The organism is Pseudomonas canadensis, assembly GCF_000503215.1.
Lineage (GTDB): Bacteria > Pseudomonadota > Gammaproteobacteria > Pseudomonadales > Pseudomonadaceae > Aquipseudomonas > Aquipseudomonas canadensis.
The window spans coordinates 113716-136580 of record NZ_AYTD01000001.1; the positions used below are offsets into that span (position 1 = coordinate 113716).

The following is a 22865-nucleotide window of genomic DNA, read 5'->3' on the forward strand; positions in this document are numbered from 1 at the left end:
AAAAAAGGCAACAACTGTCAGAGTTAACAGGTACAAACCAGTACTCACCGCTTGTTCAGCACCCGCGCCAACCGATCACCCCCCAACTGAATCACCGCCACCAGAATCACCAGCAACACGATCACCGTGAGCATGATCTCCGTATCAAAGCGCTGATACCCATAACGGTAGGCAATATCGCCCAATCCTCCCGCGCCAATCGCGCCAGCCATGGCCGACGAGTTGATCATGGTCACCAGGGTGATGGTGAACCCGCCGACAATCCCCGGCAGCGCTTCCGGCAGCAGCACATGCCAGATGATGTGCCAGCGACGGCAGCCCATGGCTTGCGCAGCCTCGATCAGACCGTGATCGACTTCACGCAGGCTCACCTCGGCGATCCGCGCGAAAAACGGCGTGGCGGCGATGGTCAGCGGCACGACGGCGGCCCATACGCCATAGGTGGTGCCGACGATCAACCGGGTGAACGGAATCAACGCCACCATCAGGATCAGGAATGGAATCGAGCGGAACAGATTGACGAACGCCCCCAGCACGCGGTTAAGCGTCGGTGCCTGGTAGATGCCGCCTTTGTCGCTGGTCACCAGGAACACCGCCAGCGGGATGCCCACCAGCAACGCAATCAGCGACGACACGCCGACCATCAACAAGGTGTCGATGGCGCCCTGCACTAAACGATCAAACCACATAGCCCAGCACCTCCGCCTGTTGTGCCCAATTGCCGGCGCGGATGCGCAGCTCGTTGGCGTCGTGGGTCGATCCACTTACCGCCAGCAGCAGTTGCCCGAGGGCATGTCCCTGGATGCGTTCCACGCCGCCTTGCAGCAAACGCACGCGCCCGCCGAGGGCGCTGAACAGCGCAGCCAGGTCCGGCTCGTCGGTATCGCTGCCGGTGAACTGCAAGCGCAGCACCACGGCGGCGTCGGCGGATGCCGGTGTGGCTTGCAAACGGCTCTGCAACTCGTCCGGCAGCCCGTGTTGCAGCGGCGCCAGCAGGGTTTTGCTGACGTCATGCTGCGGGTTGCCGAACACTTGCCACACCGGGCCTTGTTCAACGATATGCCCGTGTTCCAACACCACCACGCGGTCGCAGATTTCGCGGATTACTGCCATCTCATGGGTGATCAATACGATGGTCAAGCCCAGGCGCTTGTTGATCTCGCGCAGCAGGCCGAGGATCGACTGGGTGGTTTCCGGATCCAGGGCCGACGTGGCCTCGTCACACAGCAGAATCTGCGGGTCGTGCACCAGCGAACGGGCGATACCCACGCGTTGTTTTTGCCCGCCGGACAGTTGCGCCGGGTAAGACTTGTGTTTGTCCTGCAAGCCCACCAGCTCCAACAACTCGCGTACCTTTTGCTCGCGTTGCAGCTTCGGCACGCCCGCCACTTTCAACGGCAACTCGACGTTCTGCCACACCGTCTTGGCCGACATCAGGTTGAAATGCTGGAAGATCATGCCGATGCGCCGACGCAGTTCCACCAGGCGGTCTTCATCGAAGCCGCCGATGTCCACCTGATCGATCAGCACGCGCCCGCTGCTGGGTTGCTCCAGGCGGTTGATGGTGCGGATCAGCGACGACTTGCCGGCACCGCTGCGGCCGATGATGCCGAACACTTCACCGCGCTGGATCGCCAGGTCGATGCCTTGCAAGGCGTGCACGGTGCCGTCGTAGGTCTTGCCCAAGTTGATAAAGCGTACATGGGCGCGGTTCAGGTCAGGGTGCAGCTCGGTCTGCTCGGCGTCCCTGGGCGGCAGGCCCAGGTCGCGCAGTTGGGCGTTGGCGGCGGTCATTTTTTATCTTCCCAGCCGACCTGGTAGAGCTTGCCCAGGGATTTGTCCAACGCGGCGCGCACGACCGGCGAATGTTGGTAGATATCGACGAACTTGATCACCCGAGGGTCGGTTTTGCTTTTCGGCTGGATCACGAACTGGATCACGTATTCCGGGTGGTCGAGGCCGTCGAACAGCAGTGCCGACTCGGCATCGAAGGTCTTGGACAGGCGGATATACGCCGGGTAGCCCTGCACCAGATCGGCGTCGTCGTAGGCGCGTACCAGTTGCACGGCCTCAACCTGCAGGATCTTGATCTTCTTTGGATTGGAAACGATGTCCTCTTCGGTGGCCTTGTAGCCCACGCCCGGCTTGAGGGTGATCAGCCCGGCCTTGGCCAGCAATTGCAGGCCGCGACCGCTGTTGATCGGGTCGTTGGCAATCGCCACGCTGGCGCCTTGGGGCAGGTCGTTGATGCTCTTGTACTTCTTCGAATACAGGCCGACGTTGTTGATGATCCCCGGCGCGTACGGCACCAGGTCAAAACCGGCAGCGGCCTTGGCGTTTTCCAGGAACGGGATGTGCTGGAAGTAGTTCACGTCGATATCGCCGGCCGCGAGGCTGACGTTCGGCGCGATCCAGTCGGTGAATTCCACCAGCTCGACCTTTAAGCCTTGCTTGCCGGCTTCGGCCACGGCGGCTTCAAGAGGAATTGCAAAGGCCGCAGTGGTGCCGATTTTCAACGGCGCATCGGCGGCGAACACGGCCGAGCTGAACAGTCCGAAAGCCAGGGCCAGTGCTTTGACTGGGTGAGCGAGCAGTGTCTTTTTCATAGGGTATTTCCAGTCAGAGAAGCCGTTTGGCGGTAGGTGGAACCGGTGTGTTGTTCGGGTAGACGGGCGCTGCCGTGGAAGACTTTTTCGCGCAGCGTGCCGGTCTCGTACGCGGTCTTGTAGGACCCGCGCTTTTGCAGCTCCGGCACCACCAGGTCGATGAAGTCCACGTAGCTTTCCGGCGTGACGATGCGCGTGAGGTTGAAGCCGTCCAGGCCGGTTTCGCTGATCCAGGATTCCAGCTCGTCGGCGACCTGTTCGGGCGAGCCGACCAGGGTGATGTAGCGGCCGCCCAGGGCGTGTTGCTCCAGCAACTTGCGCCGGGTCCAGTCGTTGTTCTGCAGGTTCTTGGTGGCCGATTGGATCGCGTTGCTTTTCACGTACTGGATCGGTTCGTCCAGCTCGTACTGGGCGAAATCAATCGCAGTAGACGCCGAGAAATGCGCCACGCCCGCCTCCGGACTGGCGTAGCTCAGGTACTCGGCGTGCTTCTCCCAGGCCAGCGCTTCGGTGGCGCCCACGATCACGTTGAGGCCCATGAACACCTTGATGTCATCCGGATTGCGCCCGGCCTCGACCGCACTGGCACGCACCTTGTCCACCTGGACCTTGGTCGCCGCCTTGTTCTGCCCGCTGATAAACACGCACTCGGCATGCCGGCCGGCGAACAGCAACCCCCGATCCGAACTGCCGGCCTGGAACAGCACTGGCGTACGTTGCGGCGAGGGCTCGCACAGGTGATAACCCTCCACCTGGTAGAACCCGCCGTGGTGCTCGACCTTGTGCACTTTGCCGGGCTGCGCATATACCCGCGCCTGCGGATCGTTGAGCACCGCGCCGTCTTCCCAGCTGCCTTCCCAGAGCTTGTACAGCACCTCCAGGTACTCGTCGGCCTGGTCGTAGCGACGGTCGTGCTCGACCTGCTCGGTCAGGCCCATGGCCTTGGCGGCGCTGTCGAGGTAGCCGGTGACGATGTTCCAGCCGACCCGGCCACGGCTCAGGTGATCCAGCGTGGACATGCGCCGGGCGAACAGATACGGCGGCTCGTAGGTGAGGTTGGCGGTGAGGCCGAAGCCGAGGTTTTGGGTGACGGCCGCCATGGCCGAGACCAACAGCAACGGGTCATTCACCGGCAACTGGATCGACTCTTTGAGCGGTACGTCTATCGAGTTCTGATAAACGTCATACACGCCGACGATATCGGCGATGAATAAACCATCGAACAGCCCGCGTTCCAGCGTCTTGGCCAGCTCGGTCCAATACTCGATGGTCTTGTATTGGGTGGACGTGTCCCGTGGATGGGTCCACAGGCCGTGGTTGATGTGCCCGATGCAGTTCATGTTGAAGGCATTGAGCAGGATTTTCTTCTTAGCCATCAGATGGTCCCCCGCAGCGGTGGGTTTTCATCGTTGAGGTAGTAATTGCCCACCGCGTGGTACTTCCAACGCACCGGGTCGTGCAGGGTGTGCACGCGGGCGTTGCGCCAGTGGCGATCCAGACCGTGCTCGGCCAGGGTCGCCTGGCTGCCGGCGAGTTCGAACAAGGTGCTGCCGGCGGCCAGGGAAATTTCGGTACTCAAGGCGCGTACTTCAGCGACGGCGATCGAGGCGGCCGCAACCGTCTCGGCATTGCTGTCGGCCTGGGCCCGGTCGAGGAATTCACCCGAGCGCTCCAGCAGCGCCTCGGCGGCGTGCAGGCGGATGCTCAGGTGCCCGAAGCTTTTCAGGGTCAGAGGGTCTTCGGTGGCTTTGTCGTTGCCGGAGTCGATCCACGGGCGGGTCTTGGTGCGCACAAAGTGCAACGCATCCTCAAAGGCCGCGCGCGCGATGCCTGTGTCGATGGCGGCGTGAAGGATCTGCGCCAGGGGGCCGACGGTTGTGGGGCGTTCAAAGGCGCTCTGGAACGGGATCACGTCTTGCGCGGCGACCCACACGTTGTCGAACACTACCGACCCACTGCCGGTGGTGCGCTGGCCGAAGCCGCTCCAGTCGTCGATCACGCTCAGGCCTTCGCTATCGCGCGGCACAAAGGCGAGTTGCTGCACGCCCTGTTCATCCACCACCGACGTAGGGATGCGTTGCGCGTAGATCGCGCCGGTGGAGTAGAACTTGCGACCGCTGATACGGAAACCGTCACCGTCGCGGGTGATGGAGGTTACGCGGTCGTGAGCGGTCTTGGTGCCCAGTTCCGCCAGCGCGTTGCCGAAGCGTTGGCCGGCGAGGACTTCGGCGTACAGGCGTTTTTGCTGCGCCGGGCTGCCGTTTACACGCAGCACTTCCAATGCATAAAAATGGTTCTGAGGAATCTGGCCCAGGGAAGCATCCGCCTGGGCGATCAGTGCAATGACCTTGGCCAGGGTGACGTTGGACACACCCGCGCCACCGTACTCCTTGGGCACGCTGATACCCCACAGTCCGGAACGCGAGAATACATCCAGCTCAGGCAGCGGCAGGCGGCGCTCGCGGTCGCGCTGGGCGCTGTCGCGGCGGAAGTCTTCGGCCAGGTCGCTGGCGACAATAAGGGCTTGTTCGTCGCTGGTGATAACCGCGACGTGAGTAGAGACAGTCATTGTGTTCTCCAGAGGTCTGGTCGGTTAAATCCAGGAGTGACGAGCCGGCAACGTGCCGTTCAGTCGATAGGCGCCGATGGCGTGATATTTCCAGCGCACCGGGTCGTGCAGGGTGTGCACGCGGGCGTTGCGCCAGTGGCGGTCGAGGTTGAATTCGGCGAGGGTCGCGCGGCTACCGGCCAGCTCGAAGAGTTTTTCGCTGACCAGCAGCGATACCTCGGTCGTCAGCACCTTGGCCTCGGCCACGGCAATCGACGCACGGGCCGCAGACTGCGCGGTGATCGGCGCAGCGCTGACCTGGTCCAGCACCTGGCCGGCCTTGCGCAGCAGGGCTTCAGCGGCGTGCAGTTCGATTTTCAGCTTGCCGATATCGGCGATCACATACAGGTCATCGCTGGCGCGTTCGACCTTGGCATCGATCCATGGGCGTGAGCGTTCACGTACGAAGGCGATGGTGTCATCCAGTGCGCCGCGTGCGATGCCGGCGTCGATGGCCGCCTGGATCAATTGGGATACGGCGCCCTGGATATTCGGGGTTTCGCCGATGCGCCAGTTTTCCACGACCAACTCGGCATCGACCGGCACCTGGTCCAGCAACACGGTGCCGCTGGCGGTGGTGCGTTGGCCAAAGCCGGACCAGTCATCGACGATGCGCAGGCCGTCGGCACCCCGACGCACGAAGGCCATGACCTGCTTGCCGTCATCGTTGAGTGCCTTGACGGCAACCCAGTGGGCGAAGAGCGCACCGGTGGAATAGAACTTTTGGCCGCTGATCACATAGCCGTCACCCTCAGCGGTGATGCGAGCCTTGAGTTCCAGGGTGTTTTTGGTACCGCGTTCCGGGCCGCCATTGCCGATGCGCCAGCCGTCGAGGACGCTCTGGAACAGCTGTTTTTTCTGGCGATCGGTGGCGGCGCCCTGCAACAGGTGCAGGATGCCGAAATGGTTCTGCGGGATCTGCCCGAGGGCTGGGTCTGCCGCACTGATGATCGCGAACACATCGGCCAGGGTCACGAAAGACACCTGTGGGCCGCCGTATTCACGGGGAATGGAAATACTGCCCAACCCACTGCGGGTGAACTGTTCGATCTGTGCCCATGGCAGCTTGCGTTGCTGGTCGCGCTTGGCGGCTTGCAGGCGCGCAGCCTGGGCGAGTTCATGGGCAGCCTTCAGCGCCTCTGCATCGTTGCGCAGCACGGCGGCTGGCAACAGCAGGGGGGCAATGTCCAGATCGCTCTGGGGGGGTGTTTGAGCCAAGTTAGACATCAGCGCCGCTCCTTGGCTGCACGTAATGCCCTGGCGTTGTGCACCGGGGTAATCCTGACCATACCGACCTCGCATTCAATGAAATAAAAACAGAAAAATCAGCGATGTCCGGTGGTCCGGTGCATATACCCTAAGCGTGTTAAATATTTAAATAAACTAACTTTTGGGAATATGCATAGAAGGTCTGTCACCCAGGTTCGCAGGGCGATCCCAGTGGACGCGGTTGATAGATCAGCGCCGCCCCGGCCTGGCGGGGCGGCGCCTCGGCGGCAATGCGTAATGTCCGGGCGGGCGCCCAGCGTGAGTTGTTGCCGACGCGATCCAGAATGCAGTACGTCACCTCCAACCGACAGTCGTCGCCGGCTTCGGTGATCATCGAGGAGGGCACCCATACCTGCACCGCCAGGCCGACCTCAAGGGCCTGGATCTTCGGCAGGTCCAGGCGCACATCGCCCCAGCGCAGGGTGATCGCATCGCCAGTGTCCATGTTCAGGTAGGGCGCGATGGTCAGCGGGATACCGCGCCGCACCTGGCTGGCGTTGACGCCGAAGCGGCGGATGGTGTCTGGCAACCCCACGGGGGCGAGGTTCTGGTTTTCGTCGCGGTACAGGGGCGAAGGCTGGCCGCCCGGGCAACAGGTCTTCACACGTACCCGCCTGACGGCAGAGCGGGCCGCGCAGTGGCCGACTTGCATCACCTGGTAATGCACCCGGGCCGGGCCATCCAGCACGAAACTCTCCGGCACCCGCAGGTGAGTGAACGCGCCGACCTTACAGGCGGTTATCCGACGCGAAGCGGCAAAACAGTTATTCCAGAACAGCTCAATCAAGTCGCCTTCGTCCATGCCGGGATAGGGGGCGATGTCGACCTGCAGGTGGGTGGCGGCCAGGGCATTGATGCCATCGCCGATGGCCTGGGGCAGTGTCGGGGCGGTGAGCAGGGGGTATGTCATAAATAATCTCCTTGATGCAGCCAGCAGCAATCGCTCCGGACCCTTGGCGCAGGCAAGCGCGGTGGGCCGAACAGAACGATTCAGTGAGTAGCCGGGATAGGATCCAATCCTCTGGGCGCTAGATAAGAGGGTTGGGCACGGAGCGTCAATGGCGGCAAAGGGCTAAACGGCGGGTTTGGAGATATTCAGAAGGGTCTGACTGGTATGGGGATATTCGGGCGGATGCGGTGGGTGTGTTTTACCTGTTGGAGCAGCGATTCCCGTGTAGGAGCTGGCTTGCCAGCGAAGAACGTCAACGATTACGCGGTCATCAGATTTACCGCGTTGTCTGGTCGTTTTTCGCTGGCAAGCCAGCGCCTGCAGGAGGGGATGTCAGTGGGCGAGAAACTTGCTCAGGAACTGTTTGGTACGCTCTTCCTTGGGGTTGGCGAACAGTGCCTTGGCTTCGCCTTGCTCCACGATCACGCCCTTGTCGAAGAAGATCACCCGATTGGCTACGTCGCGGGCAAAGCTCATCTCGTGGGTGACGATCACCATGGTGCGGTTTTCTTCGGCGAGGCTGCGGATGGTTGCCAGCACTTCACCCACCAGTTCCGGGTCGAGGGCGGAGGTGGGTTCGTCGAACAGAATCACCTCCGGCTCCATGGCCAACGCACGGGCAATCGCCACGCGCTGTTGCTGGCCGCCCGACAGACGCCGGGGATATGCGTCCTCCTTGCCCGCCAGGCCGACCCTGGCCAGCAGCTTGCGGCCGAGGGCGTCAGCCGCTTCCCGTGGCATCTTCTTGACCACGGTGGGCCCTTCGATGACATTTTCCAGCGCAGTGCGGTGGGGGAACAGGTTGAAGCTCTGGAACACAAAGCCCACGTGCTGGCGCAGGCGCCGCACCAGGCTTGCCTGCTGGTTGATCGGCTTGCTGCTGTCGATCTCGATATCACCCACCTTGATACGACCGCTGGTGGGTTGTTCGAGGAAATTCAGGCAGCGCAGGAAGGTGGTCTTGCCGGAACCGCTGGGGCCGATGATGGCGATGACTTCGCCTTCCTTGACCTCCAGGTCGATGCCGTTGAGCACCACCTGTCCCTTGAATTGTTTGGTCAGTTTTTCAACCACGATCATGCTTCAGGACTCCAGGTCATGCCGGTTGACCCGGTCTTCCAGGCGATTCTGCAAATGCGCCAGGATGCTCGCCAAAATCCAGTAGATCAGGGCAGCGGAGAGATACATGGTGAAGATTTCGAAGGTCCGCGCCGACACCAGTTGCGCCTGGCGAAACAGCTCGGGCACCTGAATAGTGGCGGCAAGCGCCGTGTCCTTGACCAGCGAAATGAAGCTGTTGCCCAGCGGCGGCAAGGCCGTGCGCATGGCCTGCGGCAGGATGGCCCGGCGCAGGGTCTGCGCACGGGTCATGCCGATACTGGCCGCAGCTTCCCATTGGCCGCGTTCGATGGAACCGATGGCGGCGCGCAGGATTTCACAGGCGTAGGCCGCCATGTTCAGCGAAAAACCGATCATGGCCGCCGGGATCGGATCCAGCTCGATGCCCACTTGCGGCAAGCCGTAGTAGATCAAAAACAGCTGTACCAGCAAGGGCGTGCCGCGAAAGAACGACACGTAGACTCGGGCGAGCCAGCTCACCAGCTTGAAGCGCGACAACCGCATCAAGGCCAGGCCGAAGCCCAGCAGCAAGCCAAAAAACATCCCGCCGAGGCTGAGGATTACCGTGTAATACGCGCCCTTGAGCAGAAAAGGCGCGGAGTCCAGCGCGAGTTGGAAACCTGCTTCCATTATTGAGTGACGTCAGCGTTGAAGTACTTCTGGGACAGCTTCTTCAAGGTGCCATCGGCGCGCAGTTTGTCGAGAGCCTTGTTCACCGCATCGAGCAGTTCTGGCTCGCCTTTGCGCAGGGCAATACCGGCTTCCTGACGGGAGAAAGCGTCGCCGGCGGCGGCGGTATCTGGCGCTTTCTTGGCGTATTCCAGGGCGGCCAGGCGGTCGATCAGGATGGCGTCGATGCGGCCGATGCGCAGGTCCTGGAACTTGGTCGGGTCGTCGTTGTAAGTCTTGATGATGGCTTTAGGTTGGTTGTCCTTGAGCCATTGTTCGTAGTTGGTGCCCAGGCCCACACCGACTTTCTTGCCGGCCAGGTCGTCGGCGGTCTTGATCGCGTCAACGTTCTTCTTCAGGACCAGTGCCTGGATACCGGACACGGTGTAAGGCTTGGAGAAGTCGTACTTTTTCTTGCGCTCTTCAGAGATGGTCACTTGGTTGACCACGGCGTCCAGACGCTTGGATTCCAGGGCGGCGAGGATGCCGTCCCATGGCGTCGCTTGCAGCTTGACCTTCACGCCCAGCTCCTTGGCCAGCGCTTCGGACAGCTCCACTTCGAAACCACTGAGCTTGCCGCTTTCATCGACGAAGCTGAACGGCGGGTAGGTGCCTTCCAGGCCGATCTTGATCTCGCCTGCTTTCTTGATGTTGTCCAGCTGTTCACCCGCGACCGCTTGGCCGATCAGGCCAGCCCCGAGTGCCAGGCCCAAAGTGCCCACCAGCAATGTGCGACGGAATACAGAAATAGTCATGAAGAGCCCCTGTGTTTTTTATGTTGAGCGAAGCAGGTGACGCAGTAGTCGTATCCTGCCCTAAAGCGCGTAGCGCGTCTTCGCCTACGGCGCGACTATAAAGCGGGTTTTTAAGACTTGAAAATAATATAAATCTGAATTGATATTCATATTTGGAATATGTGGCAGTTTCAATGTGGGAGCGGGCTTGCTCGTGAATGAGCAGTGTCATCCAGCATATGCGTTGACTGATACACCGCATTCGCGAGCAAGCCCGCCCCCACATTTTGATCCCTGTTCCTTCAGCTGAATGCGGCGCCATAAGCAAACAACGCTGGCGCCCCACCCGTATGCAGGAAAATGATCGGCCCGTCCTCAAAGCGCTGACGCCCGATGCCATCCAGCAAGCCAGCCATGGCCTTGCCAGTGTAGACCGGGTCCAGCAGCAGGCCTTCCTGGCTCGCCAACAGCTTGACCGCCGCCAGGGTGCCGGCGTTCGGTTCGCCATAGCGCGGGCCGAAGTATTCGTCCCACAGGATCACCTTGAAGGCTTCGGGAATATCCACACTCAGCAACTCGGCGGTACGCTCGGCCAGGCCCTCTACTTTCGGACGCTGGGCTTCTTCAGTGCGTGAGACGGTGACGCCAATCACGGGCAGGTCTGGCAATACCTCGCTCAAGGCCAACGCCAAGCCACTGTGCGTTCCCGCACTGCCGGAGGCCAAGACCACGGCGGCGAACTCGATGCCACTGTCTTCGATCTGCCCGGCCAGCTCCAGCCCGGCGCGGACATAGCCGAGGGCGCCGAGGGCATTGGAGCCGCCAATAGGCACCAGGTACGGCTTCTTGCCGTTGCTGCGCAAGCGGTCGGCGAGGGCGTTGAGCTGGCCGTCGACGTTATCAAGGTTCTCCACCAACTCCACCTTGGCGTCGAACAGTTCCAGCAGCAGGCGGTTGCCGTTGCCCAGGTAATTGGGGTCTTCGGTGCCGGTGGGGTTTTCCAGCAGGGCGACGCAGCCCAGGCCGAGCTTGGCGGCCAGCGCGGCAGTCTGGCGTACGTGGTTGGACTGGATCGCGCCGGCGGTCACCAGCGTGTCGGCGCCTTGGGCGATGGCATCGGCGGCGAGGTATTCGAGTTTGCGCAGCTTGTTGCCGCCCATGGCGAGCGGTGTGGTGTCGTCGCGTTTGACGTAGATATCCCTGCCCAACCAGGCCGACAGCCGCTCGAGTTTTTCCAGGGCAGTGACGCCGCCCAGCAGTTCCAGGCGGTTAAAACGGTCGAGCTGTTGTTTGATCATGGCTACGCACGGTTGATGAGTATGAGGCGACTATAGGCAGGCACTTTTCATCGGGCAACCGCAATCGCTTATTCCGGATGGTTCTTAGTATCACACCATTGGTTCTTAAGGCCGGCCAGGGTGCATACCGTAAAGTGATGGGCATTTCGTCAGGAGTGAATACCGTGAGTGAGCGTTCCAGTCATTGGCAATTACAGACCATCGTCGGCCAACTGCGCAGTGCCCGGGACCAGTGGCGAACGCGCAATGGCCGCTTGAGTGGCGAGCATGGCGGGCGCGAGCTGCCGTCCCGCGAGGCTGTGGCGCAGATTCTAGAGTCGTTGTGCGGCGCACTGTTCCCCATGCGCTTGGGGCCGGTGGACCTGCGTGAAGAGAGTGAAGACTTCTACGTCGGCCACACCCTCGACGTCGCCTTGAATGCCTTGCTCGGCCAGGCCCGCCTGGAGCTACGCTACGCCGCACGCCAAGGCGCTAAAGATGACAGCGAAGTCGACGCGCTCGCCATCCGCCTGATCCAGGATTTCGCCCTGGCCCTGCCGTCCCTGCGCAGCCTGTTGGACACCGACGTATTGGCGGCCTATCACGGCGACCCGGCCGCGCGCAGCGTGGATGAAGTGCTGTTGTGCTACCCCGGCATCCTGGCGGTGATTCATCATCGGCTGGCCCACCACCTGTACCGCGCCGGCCTGCCGCTGTTGGCGCGGATCAGCGCAGAGATCGCCCACTCGGCCACCGGTATCGATATCCACCCCGGCGCACAAATCGGCCCAAGTTTCTTTATCGACCATGGGACCGGTGTGGTGATCGGCGAAACCGCGATCATCGGTGAACGCGTGCGCATCTACCAAGCCGTAACGTTGGGCGCCAAACGCTTCCCGGCGGACGAAGACGGGCAGTTGCAGAAAGGCCACCCTCGTCACCCGATCGTCGAGGATGACGTGGTGATCTACGCCGGGGCGACGATCCTGGGGCGCATCACCATCGGCCAGGGTTCGACCATCGGCGGTAATGTGTGGCTGACCCGAAGCGTGCCGGCGGGGGCGAATATCACCCAGGCCAATCTGCAGCATGATGATGGCACGCAAAAATAAGTCGAACACGGACCCACATGTTTGTGCGCGTTTCACGCCGAAATCGCTGAACGATTTGCCATCTCCATCCGTCATACCTTTCCTTGAGCTAGTGTAGGAATGACCTACCACTCAGCCCTGCGATTAGTCCCAAACCGCCTATCCATGTTTAACTTGAATGCTCGTTCAAGTTAAACCCGGTGGTTCGCTGCCCGCTCACAACAGGAGGCTTACCTTTGCTGAGTCCGTTATTGACAGCCACATCTCATACCCTCGGGGTGCATCGCTCATGAGTGCATCGTCCACCCCATCCAGCGGCCTGGTGCGCATGAATGCGCCGGTCTTCTACTTCGCCGCGACGTTTATCCTGCTGTTCGGCATCACTGTCATCGCTATCCCGCAACAGGCTGGTGCCTGGCTGCTGGCCGCGCAAAACTGGGCGGCCAATACGGTCGGCTGGTACTACATGCTGGCGATGACCCTGTATCTGGTCTTCGTGGTGGTCACCGCGTTATCGGGCTACGGCAAGATAAAACTCGGTGCCGACCACGACGAGCCCGAATTCAGTTACCTGTCCTGGGCCGGCATGCTGTTCGCCGCCGGGATTAGCATCACGCTGTTTTTCTTCTGCGTCTCCGAGCCGCTGACGCACCTGGTGCAGCCGCCTCAGGGCGCGCCGATGAACGCCGACGCCGCGCGCCAGGCCATGCAGATCCTGTTTCTGCACTGGGGCTTGCACGGTTGGGGTGTGTTCGCGTTTGTCGGCATGGCCCTGGCGTACTTCGCCTACCGGCATAACCTGCCGCTGGCACTGCGTTCGGCGCTGTACCCACTGATCGGCAAGCGCATCAACGGCCCTATCGGTTACGCGGTGGATGGCTTCGGCATCATTGCCACGGTGTTCGGCCTGGGCGCCGACATGGGCTTCGGCGTGTTGCACCTCAACTCCGGTCTCGACTATCTGTTCGGCATCGCCCATACCCAGTGGATCCAGGTGGGTTTGATCACGCTGATGATGGGCGCCGCGATCATCGTCGCCGTGGCCGGTGTCGATAAAGGCGTGCGCGTGATGTCCGACATCAACATGCTGCTGGCCTGTGCGCTGCTGCTGTTCGTGTTGTTCGCCGGGCCCACCCAGCACTTGCTCAATACCCTGATCCAGAACATTGGTGACTACCTGGGCGCCTTGCCGACCAAGAGTTTTGACGTATACGCCTACGACAAACCCAGCGACTGGCTCGGCGGTTGGACGGTGTTCTACTGGGCCTGGTGGATCGCATGGTCGCCGTTCGTGGGCCTGTTTATCGCGCGTATTTCCCGTGGCCGCACCATCCGTGAGTTCGTGTTCGGCGTGCTGCTGATCCCGCTGGGTTTCACCCTGGCGTGGATGTCGATCTTCGGCAACAGTGCCATCGATCAGGTGCTCAACCACGGTATGGCCGCGCTCGGTCAGTCGGCCATCGATAACCCGTCGATGAGCCTCTACCTGCTGCTGGAAACCTACCCATGGAGCAAAACCGTCATTGCGGTCACGGTGTTCATCAGCTTCGTGTTCTTCGTAACCTCCGCTGACTCGGGCACCGTGGTGCTGTCCACTCTCTCGTCCAAAGGCGGCAACGCTGATGAAGACGGGCCGAAATGGCTGCGGGTGTTCTGGGGTGCGATGACCGCGCTGGTCACCAGTGCCTTGCTGTTTGCCGGCAGCATCGACTCGCTCAAATCGGCGGTGGTGCTGACCTCGTTGCCGTTCTCGATGATCCTGCTGCTGATGATGTGGGGGCTGCACAAGGCGTTCTATCTGGAGTCGCAAAAGCAGATCGCCCAGCTGCACTCATTGGCGCCGATTTCGACGGCTCGCAAAGGACGTGGCGGCTGGCGCCAGCGTTTGAGCCAGGCCGTGCACTTCCCGTCGCGAGACGAGGTGTACCGTTTCCTCGACTCGACGGTGCGCCCGGCGATCGAAGAAGTGACGGCGGTGTTTGTCGAAAAGGGTTTGAATGTCGTGACACAACCTGACCCCGCCAACGACAGCGTCAGCCTGGAAATCGGCCATGGCGAGGAGCGTCCCTTCATCTACCAGGTGCAGATGCGCGGCTACTTCACGCCGTCATTTGCCCGTGGCGGGATGGGCTCCAAGGAGCTCAACAACCGTCGCTACTACCGGGCTGAAGTGCACTTGGCCGAGGGCAGCCAGGACTACGACCTGGTGGGCTACACCAAGGAACAGATCATCAACGACATCCTCGACCAGTACGAGCGCCACCTGCAGTTCCTGCATCTGGTGCGTTGAGGTTCAGGCCCTGATCACCAGCTCCGACATCAGGAGCTGGTGTCGGTGCTTTATCCGCACAACCGACACCTGTCGCCCAGGGTGCGAGTGTTCGTCGACTGGCTCGCCGAAATCTTAGAAAATGCCCGCTAAGCCGCGTAGTAGAAGGGTTTCTTAAATTTAATTTCATCCGTCCGCGCCGCTGTTTGACGCGCAACTGTCATCTGGCCACTGCGTAATTGTGTGAAGCGTTTGACGCTTTCATTTCAGAACAGTGACGGAGACCGGTAACAATGAAGACGTTGATAAGCCCCATGGTGGGTGCCGCCATGGCGAGCTTTATGCTGTCCGCCCACGCCGATTTTATCGATGACAGCCACGCCGATGTGACCCTGCTCAACCGCTACCTCAACCAGCAGGGGCGGGATGTGGTGAACAGCAATGCCAAGGCCCACAGCATTCGCGATTGGGGCCAGGGGTTCGAGTTCAACTTCAAGTCCGGCTACACCGAAGGCCCAGTGGGTTTTGGCCTGGACCTGCAGGCGTTCTACGGGTTGAAACTGGACTCCGGCGGCGACCTCAACGACAAGGATCACCAGGGCCGCTACCCCGGCAGCATGTTCCCGTTGGACAACGGCAAATCCGCCGACCAGTTCGGCGTGTTGAGCCCGACGTTCAAGGTGCGTTTTGCCAAGGATGAACTGCGTGTCGGCACGCTCTACGGCAACAACCCGATACTCGCCAACACCGACGGGCGTCTGTACCAGCAGACCAATACCGGTGTGCAACTGGTGTCCAAGGACCTCAGCGACTTCACCTTCACCGGCGGCGACATCTTCAAGACCAAGATCCGCAACGAAACCGGCGATCAGGGCATGATCACCGCCGGCGGCACCAAAGAGAGTGATCGCTTCGTGTTTGGCGGTGCGGATTACACCGGCATCCAGAACACCACAGTCAGCCTGTGGTATTCCAACCTTGAGGATTACTACCAGCAGTTCTTCCTCGGCGCCAAGCGGCATGACGCGTTGTCCGTGGGCGCCATCGACACCGACGTGCGCGTGTTCCGCAGCCTCGGTGTGGGCGGCAACGCCGACGGTGACAAAGACTTCGCAGCGGCTGGCCTCTACGGTGACGGCACGGGCAAGGGCCGTATCAACCAGACCACCGCCAGCTTGCTTGAGAGCTACAGCCTCGACGGTCATACCGTCGGCCTGGGTATCCAGAAGAACAGCGGCGACAGCGACTTCCCCTACCTTGATTCCGGCCTGAACAGCGGCGACAACCGCCAGGGCCCAGGCTCAGGCGCCGACACTCCGGCGCTGACCAACATGCAGTTGAATAAATTTCAACACGCCGGTGAGCGCACGTGGCTTGCGCAGTACAAGTATGACTTCGGTAAGCTTGGCCTCACGGGCCTGACGTTCTCAGCCGCCTATGCCCACGGCGATGACATCCGCACGCCGCAAGGCACCACCAGCGAATGGGAACGTAACGTCGCCGTGGCTTATCAAGTGCCCACCGGTACCCTCAAAGGCCTGGGTGTGACCTGGAAAAACGCCCACGCCAGCCCCGACATCAGCGGTGCCACCGTGCAAGATGAAAACCGCTTCTATGTGAGTTATGTCGTTCCACTCTGGTAGGCAATTGCTGTAGAACGGAACGGCAGACTTAAGCGATTCAGCTGGTTAAAAGGCCTGGGAATAACCTTATTCCCAGGCCTTATTTGCCGACGTCCAAGAGAGGATTCGATGACTTACATTGCTGCCGAAAACCGCTATGAATCTATTCCGTACCGCCGTGTAGGCCGCAGTGGATTAGTGCTGCCTGCACTGTCCCTGGGCCTGTGGCACAACTTTGGCGACAGCACCCCGATCGACACCCAGCGCGCCCTGCTGCGCACCGCGTTCGACCTGGGCATCAACCACTTCGACCTGGCCAACAACTACGGCCCGCCCTACGGCAGCGCCGAGATCAACTTCGGCCGTTTACTGCGCGAAGACTTCAAGCACTATCGCGACGAACTGATCATCTCCAGCAAGGCGGGTTGGGACATGTGGCCCGGTCCTTATGGCCAGGGCGGCGGCTCGCGCAAGTACGTGCTGGCCAGCCTGGACCAGAGCCTGCAACGCCTGGGCGTCGACTACGTGGACATCTTCTACTCCCACCGTTTTGACGCCGACACCCCGCTGGAAGAAACCGCCAGCGCCCTCGCCACTGCCGTGCAACAAGGCAAGGCGTTGTACATAGGCATCTCGTCCTACTCGGGGGTAAAAACCCGCGAAATCGCCGCGCTGCTCCAAGAGTGGAAAGTACCGCTGCTGATCCACCAGCCGGCCTACAACCTGCTCAACCGCTGGGTGGAAAAAGACCTGCTGGACACCACCGAGGAACTCGGTGCCGGGGTGATTGCCTTCACACCGCTGGCTCAAGGGCTGCTGACCGACAAGTACCTCAACGGCGTGCCGGCGGATGCGCGAGTGAATCGTCCGGGGGGTGGTTCGTTGCAGGCCAAGCACCTGTCCGAAGCCAACATCGCCCACGTGCGCGCGCTCAATGAAATCGCCCTGCGTCGTGGCCAGAGTCTGGCGCAATTGGCGTTGGCCTGGACCCTGCGTGATCCACGGGTGACCAGCGCGCTGATCGGTGCGAGCCGGCCGGAGCAGATCATCGAAAACGTCGGTGCGTTGAAGAACTTGAACTTCAGCGCTGAGGAATTGGCAGAGATTGATCGGTTTGCCCAGGAAGGCGGAATCAACCTGTGGGAAAAGCCATCCACGGCTGAATAACCTGGCGTAACCCGGTCACTGTGGGAGCCGGGCTTGCCCGCGATAGCGGTGTGTCAGTCAATGAATCTGTCGCTGACTCACCGCCATCGCAGGCAAGCCAGCTCCCACAGTGATTTTCAGTGTGTTTGAGAGCTAGAACGGCACATCCCCCAGAATCGTTGCGCGATGCATCACCCGCCGCTGCGGCCGGTAGTCGTCCACCGCGTAGTGCTGGGTCACGCGGTTATCCCAGAACGCCACATCGTTTTCCTGCCAACGCCAGCGAATGGTAAATTCCGGGCGTGTCGCGTGGGCGAACAAGAGCTTCAGAATCGCTTCACTCTCCGCCGACTCAAGTTCATTGATCTTGGTGGTGAACCCATCACTGACAAACAGCGACTTGCGCCCACTCACCGGGTGCGTACGCACCACCGGATGCGACAGCGGCGGGTTCTTCCTGCGAGTCTCTTCCCAACGCGCCAGGTCTTCAGCGGTGTTGCCAAAGCGCTCCAGCGGGAAGGACTTAGTGAAGTCATGGGTCGCCGTCAGCTCATCGAGCAAGCGCTTCAACGGCTCGGACAACGCCTCATACGCCGCAATCCCACTGGCCCACAGCGTATCGCCGCCAAACGCCGGCAGCAGCTTGGCGCTGAGTACGGCGCCCAACGCCGGCGTCGGCAGGAAGGTCACGTCGGTGTGCCACACGGCGTTGTCGCGCACGTCGGTGACGGCGGTGTCGAGGATCAGCACTTCGGGCTGCTCCGGCACGTTGGGGTAGATCGGGTGGATATGCAAGTCACCAAAATTCGCCGCGAACCGTGCCTGCTGTTGCGGGTTGATCGGTTGATCACGGAAGAACAGCACCGAGTGTTTGAGCAACGCCTGTTCAATGGCATCGCGTTCTTCAATGTTCAACGGCTGGGTGATATCGACGCCACTGATCAGGGCGCCCAATGCGGTGCTGATGGGGGTAACGGTCAGGCTGCTCATACGGTTCTCACTCAATGTGCCTGGCCATGCCAGGGCACCCATTTACGCTGCAGGGCACGCAGGCCCATTTCCATGGCAAAGGCGATCAGGGCGATGACGAGGATGCCCAGCACCACCACGTCAGTGACCAGGAACTGCGCCGCCGACTGCACCATGAACCCCAGGCCGCTGGTGGCCGCGATCAGCTCGGCGGCGACCAATGTCGACCAGCCCACGCCCAGGCCGATGCGCACGCCGGTGAGGATGTCGGGCAGGGCACTCGGCAGGATCACATGGCGAATCAGCTGTGCGCGGGTAGCGCCCAACGACTGCGCCGCGCGCAGCTTGGCCGGGTCGACTGTGCGCACGCCGGTCGCGGTGGCGATGGCAATCGGCGCGAAGATCGCCAGGTAAATCAGCAGCACCTTGGACAGCTCGCCAATGCCGCACCAGATCACGATCAGCGGCAAGTAAGCCAGGGGAGGAATCGGGCGGTAGAACTCGATCAGCGGGTCGAGAATGCCCCGCGCAATCCGGTTGGAGCCGATGGCAATCCCCACCGGCACGGCGGTCAGCACCGCAAAACCCAGGCCCAGGCCGATACGGCTGAGGCTCGCGCCCAGGTGCTGCCACAGGGTCGAGTCCATGTACCCCGTGGTCGCCAGCAGCCAGCCTTTTTGCAGTACGGCGGACGGCGGTGGCAGGAACAGCGGCTCAATCAAGCCGGTGGCGGTCACGGCCCACCAGATGACCAGCAACGCGACCAGGGTCAGCAGGCTGATCCAACGGGTGCTCAAGCTGCGTCGCACCGGGACAACTGCGTGCGCCACCGGTTTGGTGGCGGTGGCGGGAAGTTCGTAGCTGCTCATGCGGACACCTGCCGTTGGGAGAACACTTTGCCCAGCACGTGTTCGCGGGTTTCGATAAAGCGCGGGTCGGACTTGATCGCCCGCGCCGACTCACCGGCGGCGTAGCGTTGGCCAAAGTCCAGGCACAGGCGTTCGACGATCTGGCCGGGGTTGGGCGCCAAAAGAATCAGGTCGGTGGCGAGAAATACCGCCTCTTCGATGTCGTGGGTAATCAGGAACACCGGCTTGGCCGTGCGCCGCCAGACTTGCAGCAGCAACTCCTGCATCTGTTCGCGGGTGAAGGCATCGAGGGCGCCGAAGGGTTCATCCATCAGCAACACGCGAGGGTCGGCCGCCAACGCGCGGGCTAGGCCTACGCGTTGCTTCTGCCCACCGGAAAGTTGCCAGATACGGCGGCTGTCGAAACCGGCCAGGTCCACCAGCGCGAGCATTTCCCGAGCGCGCACTTCGCGTTGCGCCTTGGGCACACCGGCCAGCTCCAGGCCGAAGCCCACGTTGGCCAGCACATCCTGCCAGGGCAGCAGGGCGTCGTCCTGGAACACCACGCCGCGCTCGGCGCTCGGGCCTTTGACCGGCACGCCGTCGAGGGTAATGCGCCCGGCGGACGGTTCGACAAAGCCGGCAATCAGGTTCAACAGCGAAGTCTTGCCACTGCCGGACGGGCCGAGGGCCACCAGCAATTGCTGGGGCCCCAGGTCGATTGAAATGTCTGAGAGTACCGGTTCTGTGGCGCCTGGGTACTGTGCGCTGATGCGCTCCAGTTGTAGCAAGGCCATCGCAATGAACTCCTGATCAGTTAGTAATGAACTTGGCGCTGACGTAAGGGGCGTAGTCCGGCAGCACGGCGTCGACCTTGCCTTGCTCCTTGAGGAACGCGGCGGTATCGGTCACGGCCTTGGTGGTTGGCGCGCCCAGCAAGGTCACCTGGTCAGCGGCCAGCGGGTAGACGTTGCCTTGCAGCAGCAGGGGGATGTCGCTGGCCTTGGCGCCGGAGAGTTTCACCAGCTTGTCGACGTTGCCTTTGTCAGCGAGCCAGGCTTGTGGGTCTTTGCGGTAGGCGGCGTAGGCATCCAGCGTCACTTTGGCGAACGCCGTGACGATTTCCGGGTGCTTCTCGGCATAATCCTTACGCACGATCCAGGCATCGAAGGTTGGCGCGCCGAACTTGGCCAGTTCGCCGGAGGTGATCAGCACCTTGCCGTTTTCCTTGGCCACACCCAGGGCGGGGTCCCATACGTAGGTGGCGTCGATATCACCGCGCTTCCAGGCGGCGATGATGGCGGGTGGTGCGAGGTTGAGGATGGTCACTTTGGACGGGTCGATGTTCCAGTGTTTCAGCGCGGCCAACAGGCTGTAATGGCCGGTGGACACGAATGGCACGGCGATTTTTTTGCCGATCAGGTCCTGCGGGCCGTTAATCCCCGAGCCGTTGCGCGCCACCAGCGCTTCGGCACCGCCGATCTGGGTGGCGACGAGGAAGGTTTCCACCGGCACTTTGCGAGTGATCGCAGCGGTCAGCGGGCTCGAACCGAGGTAGCCGATCTGCACATCGCCGGACGCGATGGCGGCGATGATGTCCGCGCCATTGTCGAATTTGCGCCAGTTGATCTTGGCGTTGGTGGCTTTTTCATAGGCGCCGTCGGCCTGGGCGACTTTGGCCGGGTCCACGGTGGTCTGGTAAGCGATGGTCACATCCGCCGCCTGGGCAAACAGGCTGGCACCGGCCAGGGACAATGCGGCCAAGAGGCGCAGAGGGGTAAGCAGTTTCAAGGGGAAGCTCCTCAATCAGGCGGCCGAGGGTCGGCGTGTGAGGAGACTAAATGATCTAAGAATCCGAAAATAAATAACATTTTCGAATTAGCTTATGAGAGGAAATGTTGTCGCGGCTAATACGACAAAACCCTTGTAGGAGCCCGGTGTGTCAGCTCGTTGATCGTTCCCATTCAAAGCGTGGGAACGATCAAGGGGGTGAGTCAGTTGCTGATGGCGAGGATGCTGGCCTGGTACGACCCAACAAACACATCGAAATCGCCCACTTCGTTCTGCTCCAACTCAGCTTGCTGCGCCAGCGAGGTCCGTGCCAGCTCCTCAAAGCGCGCCTGCTCTTCAGCCGGCAACGGCTCCTTACGGAAATGCTCGGCGTGCAACTGGCTCTGGTGCAGGGAGAACTGCGCAAAACTTTCCTTACGCTCGGCCATCGTCGCCAACACCTGGGCTGACGGGGTCAGGGACGAATCCTTGACCTTCGCCAGCTGAGCATCCAGCGCCTGGCTGTGCTCGGTGATGCCGTGGCTCTCATCCAGCAAGGCGGCCAGTGGCGCAATCTGCTCCAGCAGTTCGGCAGCCCATTCCTTCATGTCCACAGGCTGGCCCTGACGCTGCAATTGCAGGCCGGGACGACGACCTTCCTTGACCACGCTGAGGAAGTTGGAGGTGGCGTTACCGCACTCGTTGTCGGCGAACAGCGGGCTGTCGTTCAACGCGCAGTACAGCAGGAAGGCGTCAAGGAAACGCGACTCCGGCAGGTCGATACCCATCGGCAGGAAGGGGTTGATGTCCAGGCAGCGCACTTCGATGTACTGGATGCCACGGGCCATCAGCGCCTGGATCGGCCGTTCGCCGGTGTAAGTCACACGCTTGGGGCGGATGTTGGAGTAGTACTCGTTTTCGATCTGCAGGATGTTGGTGTTGAGTTGCACCCATTCACCGTCCTGATGCGTGCCGATTTCGACGTACGGCGCGTAGGGCGTTGCCACCGCCTCGCGCAGGCTGTCGGTGTAGCTGGCCAGGTCGTTGTAGCACGGTGTGAGGCCGGCCTGGGCATTGCTCTGATAACCCAGGTCGCTCATGCGCAGGCTGGTGGCGTAAGGCAGGTACAGCGTGTCGGCGTCGAGCACTTCCAGTTGGTGCGAACGACCGCGCAGGAAACCGGCGTCCAGGGCAGGGGATGCGCCGAACAGGTACATCAGCAGCCAGCTGTAGCGACGGAAGTTACGGATCAGCGCGATATAGGCAGTGGACTGGTAATCGCGGTCGGTGCCGACAAACCCTTCCGTCTCTTTGAGCAACGGCCACAGCGCTTCCGGTAACGAGAAGTTGTAGTGGATACCAGCGATGCACTGCATGGTCTTGCCGTAACGCAGGGCCAGACCCTTGCGATACACGTACTTGAGCTGTCCGATATTGGAGGTGCCGTAGTAGGCAATCGGAATATCTTCCTCGGCCGGCAACGGGCACGGCATCGAGGGGCTCCACAGGTATTCGCTGCCCAGCTTGGTGTAGGCAAAGCGATGGATCTTGTCCAGGCTGCTCAGGGTATCGGCCGGGTTGGGCAGGGCGGGAGTGATGAACTCCAGCAGCGATTCCGAGTAGTCGGTGGTGATCTGTTCGTGGGTCAACGCGGCGCCCAGGGCTTCAGGGTGCGGCGTTTGCGCCAGTCGACCCTCACCGGTGACACGCAGGCATTCGCGCTCGATGCCGTGCAAGCACTGCTCTAGCAGGGAGAGGTGTTCGCGCTTGCCGAGCAGGGCCAGGCGGCGGTTGAGAAGTTCGCTCAAGTTGGATTCCTTCACGCGTCAGTCGCCCCAATATGGGGGTGGGCAGGACGGTCTACAAGGGTGAAGTTAAAACTGGCGTGATCGCCTGGTTTAGAGTCGATTTAACCCGCT

20 protein-coding genes and 1 pseudogene are annotated in these 22865 nt (G+C 61.4%); 5 read left to right on the plus strand and 16 right to left on the minus strand.

The window, feature by feature from the left end:
• Positions 1-44 precede the first annotated feature (44 nt).
• From U367_RS0100480 to U367_RS0100530, 11 genes are all read right to left on the minus strand, one after another.
• Entirely contained in the window at positions 45-689 is a 645-nt protein-coding gene (locus U367_RS0100480; protein WP_028615285.1) for a methionine ABC transporter permease, read from the minus strand.
• On the minus strand, positions 679-1794 hold the full coding sequence (locus U367_RS0100485) for a methionine ABC transporter ATP-binding protein (RefSeq protein WP_028615286.1): 1116 nt from the start codon (positions 1792-1794) through the stop codon (positions 679-681). Before U367_RS0100485 ends, U367_RS0100480 begins: the two co-directional genes overlap by 11 nt.
• Positions 1791-2606: a MetQ/NlpA family ABC transporter substrate-binding protein gene (locus U367_RS0100490; RefSeq protein WP_016974992.1), complete on the minus strand. Its 816-nt coding sequence runs from the start codon at positions 2604-2606 to the stop codon at positions 1791-1793. Before U367_RS0100490 ends, U367_RS0100485 begins: the two co-directional genes overlap by 4 nt.
• The gene (locus U367_RS0100495; protein WP_028615287.1) at positions 2603-3982 is read right to left on the minus strand and encodes an LLM class flavin-dependent oxidoreductase; all 1380 of its coding nucleotides are present in this window, start codon (positions 3980-3982) and stop codon (positions 2603-2605) included. The genes U367_RS0100490 and U367_RS0100495 overlap by 4 nt, the downstream gene beginning before the upstream one ends.
• Positions 3982-5175 carry an SfnB family sulfur acquisition oxidoreductase gene (locus tag U367_RS0100500; RefSeq protein ID WP_028615288.1) on the minus strand — a complete coding sequence of 398 codons (1194 nt, stop codon included), beginning with the start codon at positions 5173-5175 and terminating at the stop codon, positions 3982-3984. The genes U367_RS0100495 and U367_RS0100500 overlap by 1 nt, the downstream gene beginning before the upstream one ends.
• A 24-nt stretch (positions 5176-5199) precedes the next feature.
• Complete coding sequence (locus U367_RS0100505; protein WP_028615289.1) at positions 5200-6441, minus strand: SfnB family sulfur acquisition oxidoreductase; 1242 nt, start codon at positions 6439-6441, stop codon at positions 5200-5202.
• A gap of 187 nt (positions 6442-6628) precedes the next feature.
• Positions 6629-7393, minus strand: a complete 765-nt coding sequence (locus tag U367_RS0100510) for a hypothetical protein (protein ID WP_028615290.1) — start codon at positions 7391-7393, stop codon at positions 6629-6631.
• Positions 7394-7765: 372 nt separating this feature from the next.
• Positions 7766-8512 (minus strand): L-cystine ABC transporter ATP-binding protein TcyN, encoded by a 747-nt coding sequence (gene tcyN, locus U367_RS0100515; protein ID WP_016974987.1) that lies wholly within the window; start codon positions 8510-8512, stop codon positions 7766-7768.
• 3 nt (positions 8513-8515) lie between these two features.
• On the minus strand, positions 8516-9181 hold the full coding sequence (gene tcyL / locus U367_RS0100520) for a cystine ABC transporter permease (RefSeq protein ID WP_010214112.1): 666 nt from the start codon (positions 9179-9181) through the stop codon (positions 8516-8518).
• Positions 9181-9975, minus strand: a complete 795-nt coding sequence (tcyJ, locus tag U367_RS0100525) for a cystine ABC transporter substrate-binding protein (protein WP_028615291.1) — start codon at positions 9973-9975, stop codon at positions 9181-9183. Before tcyJ ends, tcyL begins: the two co-directional genes overlap by 1 nt.
• Positions 9976-10256: 281 nt before the next feature.
• Positions 10257-11252, minus strand: a complete 996-nt coding sequence (locus tag U367_RS0100530) for a D-cysteine desulfhydrase (RefSeq protein ID WP_028615292.1) — start codon at positions 11250-11252, stop codon at positions 10257-10259.
• Between the two features lie 164 nt (positions 11253-11416).
• Between U367_RS0100530 and epsC the strand changes: the two genes are divergently transcribed.
• From epsC to mgrA, 5 genes and pseudogenes are all read left to right on the plus strand, one after another.
• Positions 11417-12343 carry a serine O-acetyltransferase EpsC gene (epsC, locus tag U367_RS0100535; protein WP_028615293.1) on the plus strand — a complete coding sequence of 309 codons (927 nt, stop codon included), beginning with the start codon at positions 11417-11419 and terminating at the stop codon, positions 12341-12343.
• A 307-nt stretch (positions 12344-12650) separates the two neighbouring features.
• Entirely contained in the window at positions 12651-14612 is a 1962-nt protein-coding gene (gene betT / locus U367_RS0100540; protein WP_162834914.1) for a choline transporter BetT, read from the plus strand.
• 39 nt (positions 14613-14651) lie between these two features.
• Positions 14652-14744, plus strand: a pseudogene (locus U367_RS1000000132270) (LysR family transcriptional regulator); the annotation flags it as partial.
• A gap of 161 nt (positions 14745-14905) precedes the next feature.
• A complete protein-coding gene (locus U367_RS0100545) occupies positions 14906-16234 on the plus strand; it encodes an OprD family outer membrane porin (RefSeq protein ID WP_028615295.1) in 1329 nt (442 codons plus the stop codon).
• Positions 16235-16342: 108 nt separating this feature from the next.
• Entirely contained in the window at positions 16343-17380 is a 1038-nt protein-coding gene (mgrA, locus tag U367_RS0100550; protein ID WP_028615296.1) for an L-glyceraldehyde 3-phosphate reductase, read from the plus strand.
• Positions 17381-17512: 132 nt separating this feature from the next.
• Here mgrA and tauD read toward each other — a convergent pair whose 3' ends face one another.
• From tauD to gshA, 5 genes are all read right to left on the minus strand, one after another.
• Entirely contained in the window at positions 17513-18349 is an 837-nt protein-coding gene (tauD, locus tag U367_RS0100555) for a taurine dioxygenase (protein ID WP_028615297.1), read from the minus strand.
• Positions 18350-18360: 11 nt separating this feature from the next.
• On the minus strand, positions 18361-19197 hold the full coding sequence (tauC, locus tag U367_RS0100560) for a taurine ABC transporter permease TauC (RefSeq protein ID WP_028615298.1): 837 nt from the start codon (positions 19195-19197) through the stop codon (positions 18361-18363).
• Positions 19194-19973 carry a taurine ABC transporter ATP-binding subunit gene (tauB, locus tag U367_RS0100565; protein WP_028615299.1) on the minus strand — a complete coding sequence of 260 codons (780 nt, stop codon included), beginning with the start codon at positions 19971-19973 and terminating at the stop codon, positions 19194-19196. Before tauB ends, tauC begins: the two co-directional genes overlap by 4 nt.
• A 16-nt stretch (positions 19974-19989) precedes the next feature.
• Positions 19990-20967 carry a taurine ABC transporter substrate-binding protein gene (gene tauA, locus U367_RS0100570; protein ID WP_028615300.1) on the minus strand — a complete coding sequence of 326 codons (978 nt, stop codon included), beginning with the start codon at positions 20965-20967 and terminating at the stop codon, positions 19990-19992.
• 203 nt (positions 20968-21170) lie between these two features.
• Positions 21171-22754, minus strand: a complete 1584-nt coding sequence (gene gshA / locus U367_RS0100575; RefSeq protein ID WP_028615301.1) for a glutamate--cysteine ligase — start codon at positions 22752-22754, stop codon at positions 21171-21173.
• Between the last annotated feature and the right edge of the window lie 111 nt (positions 22755-22865).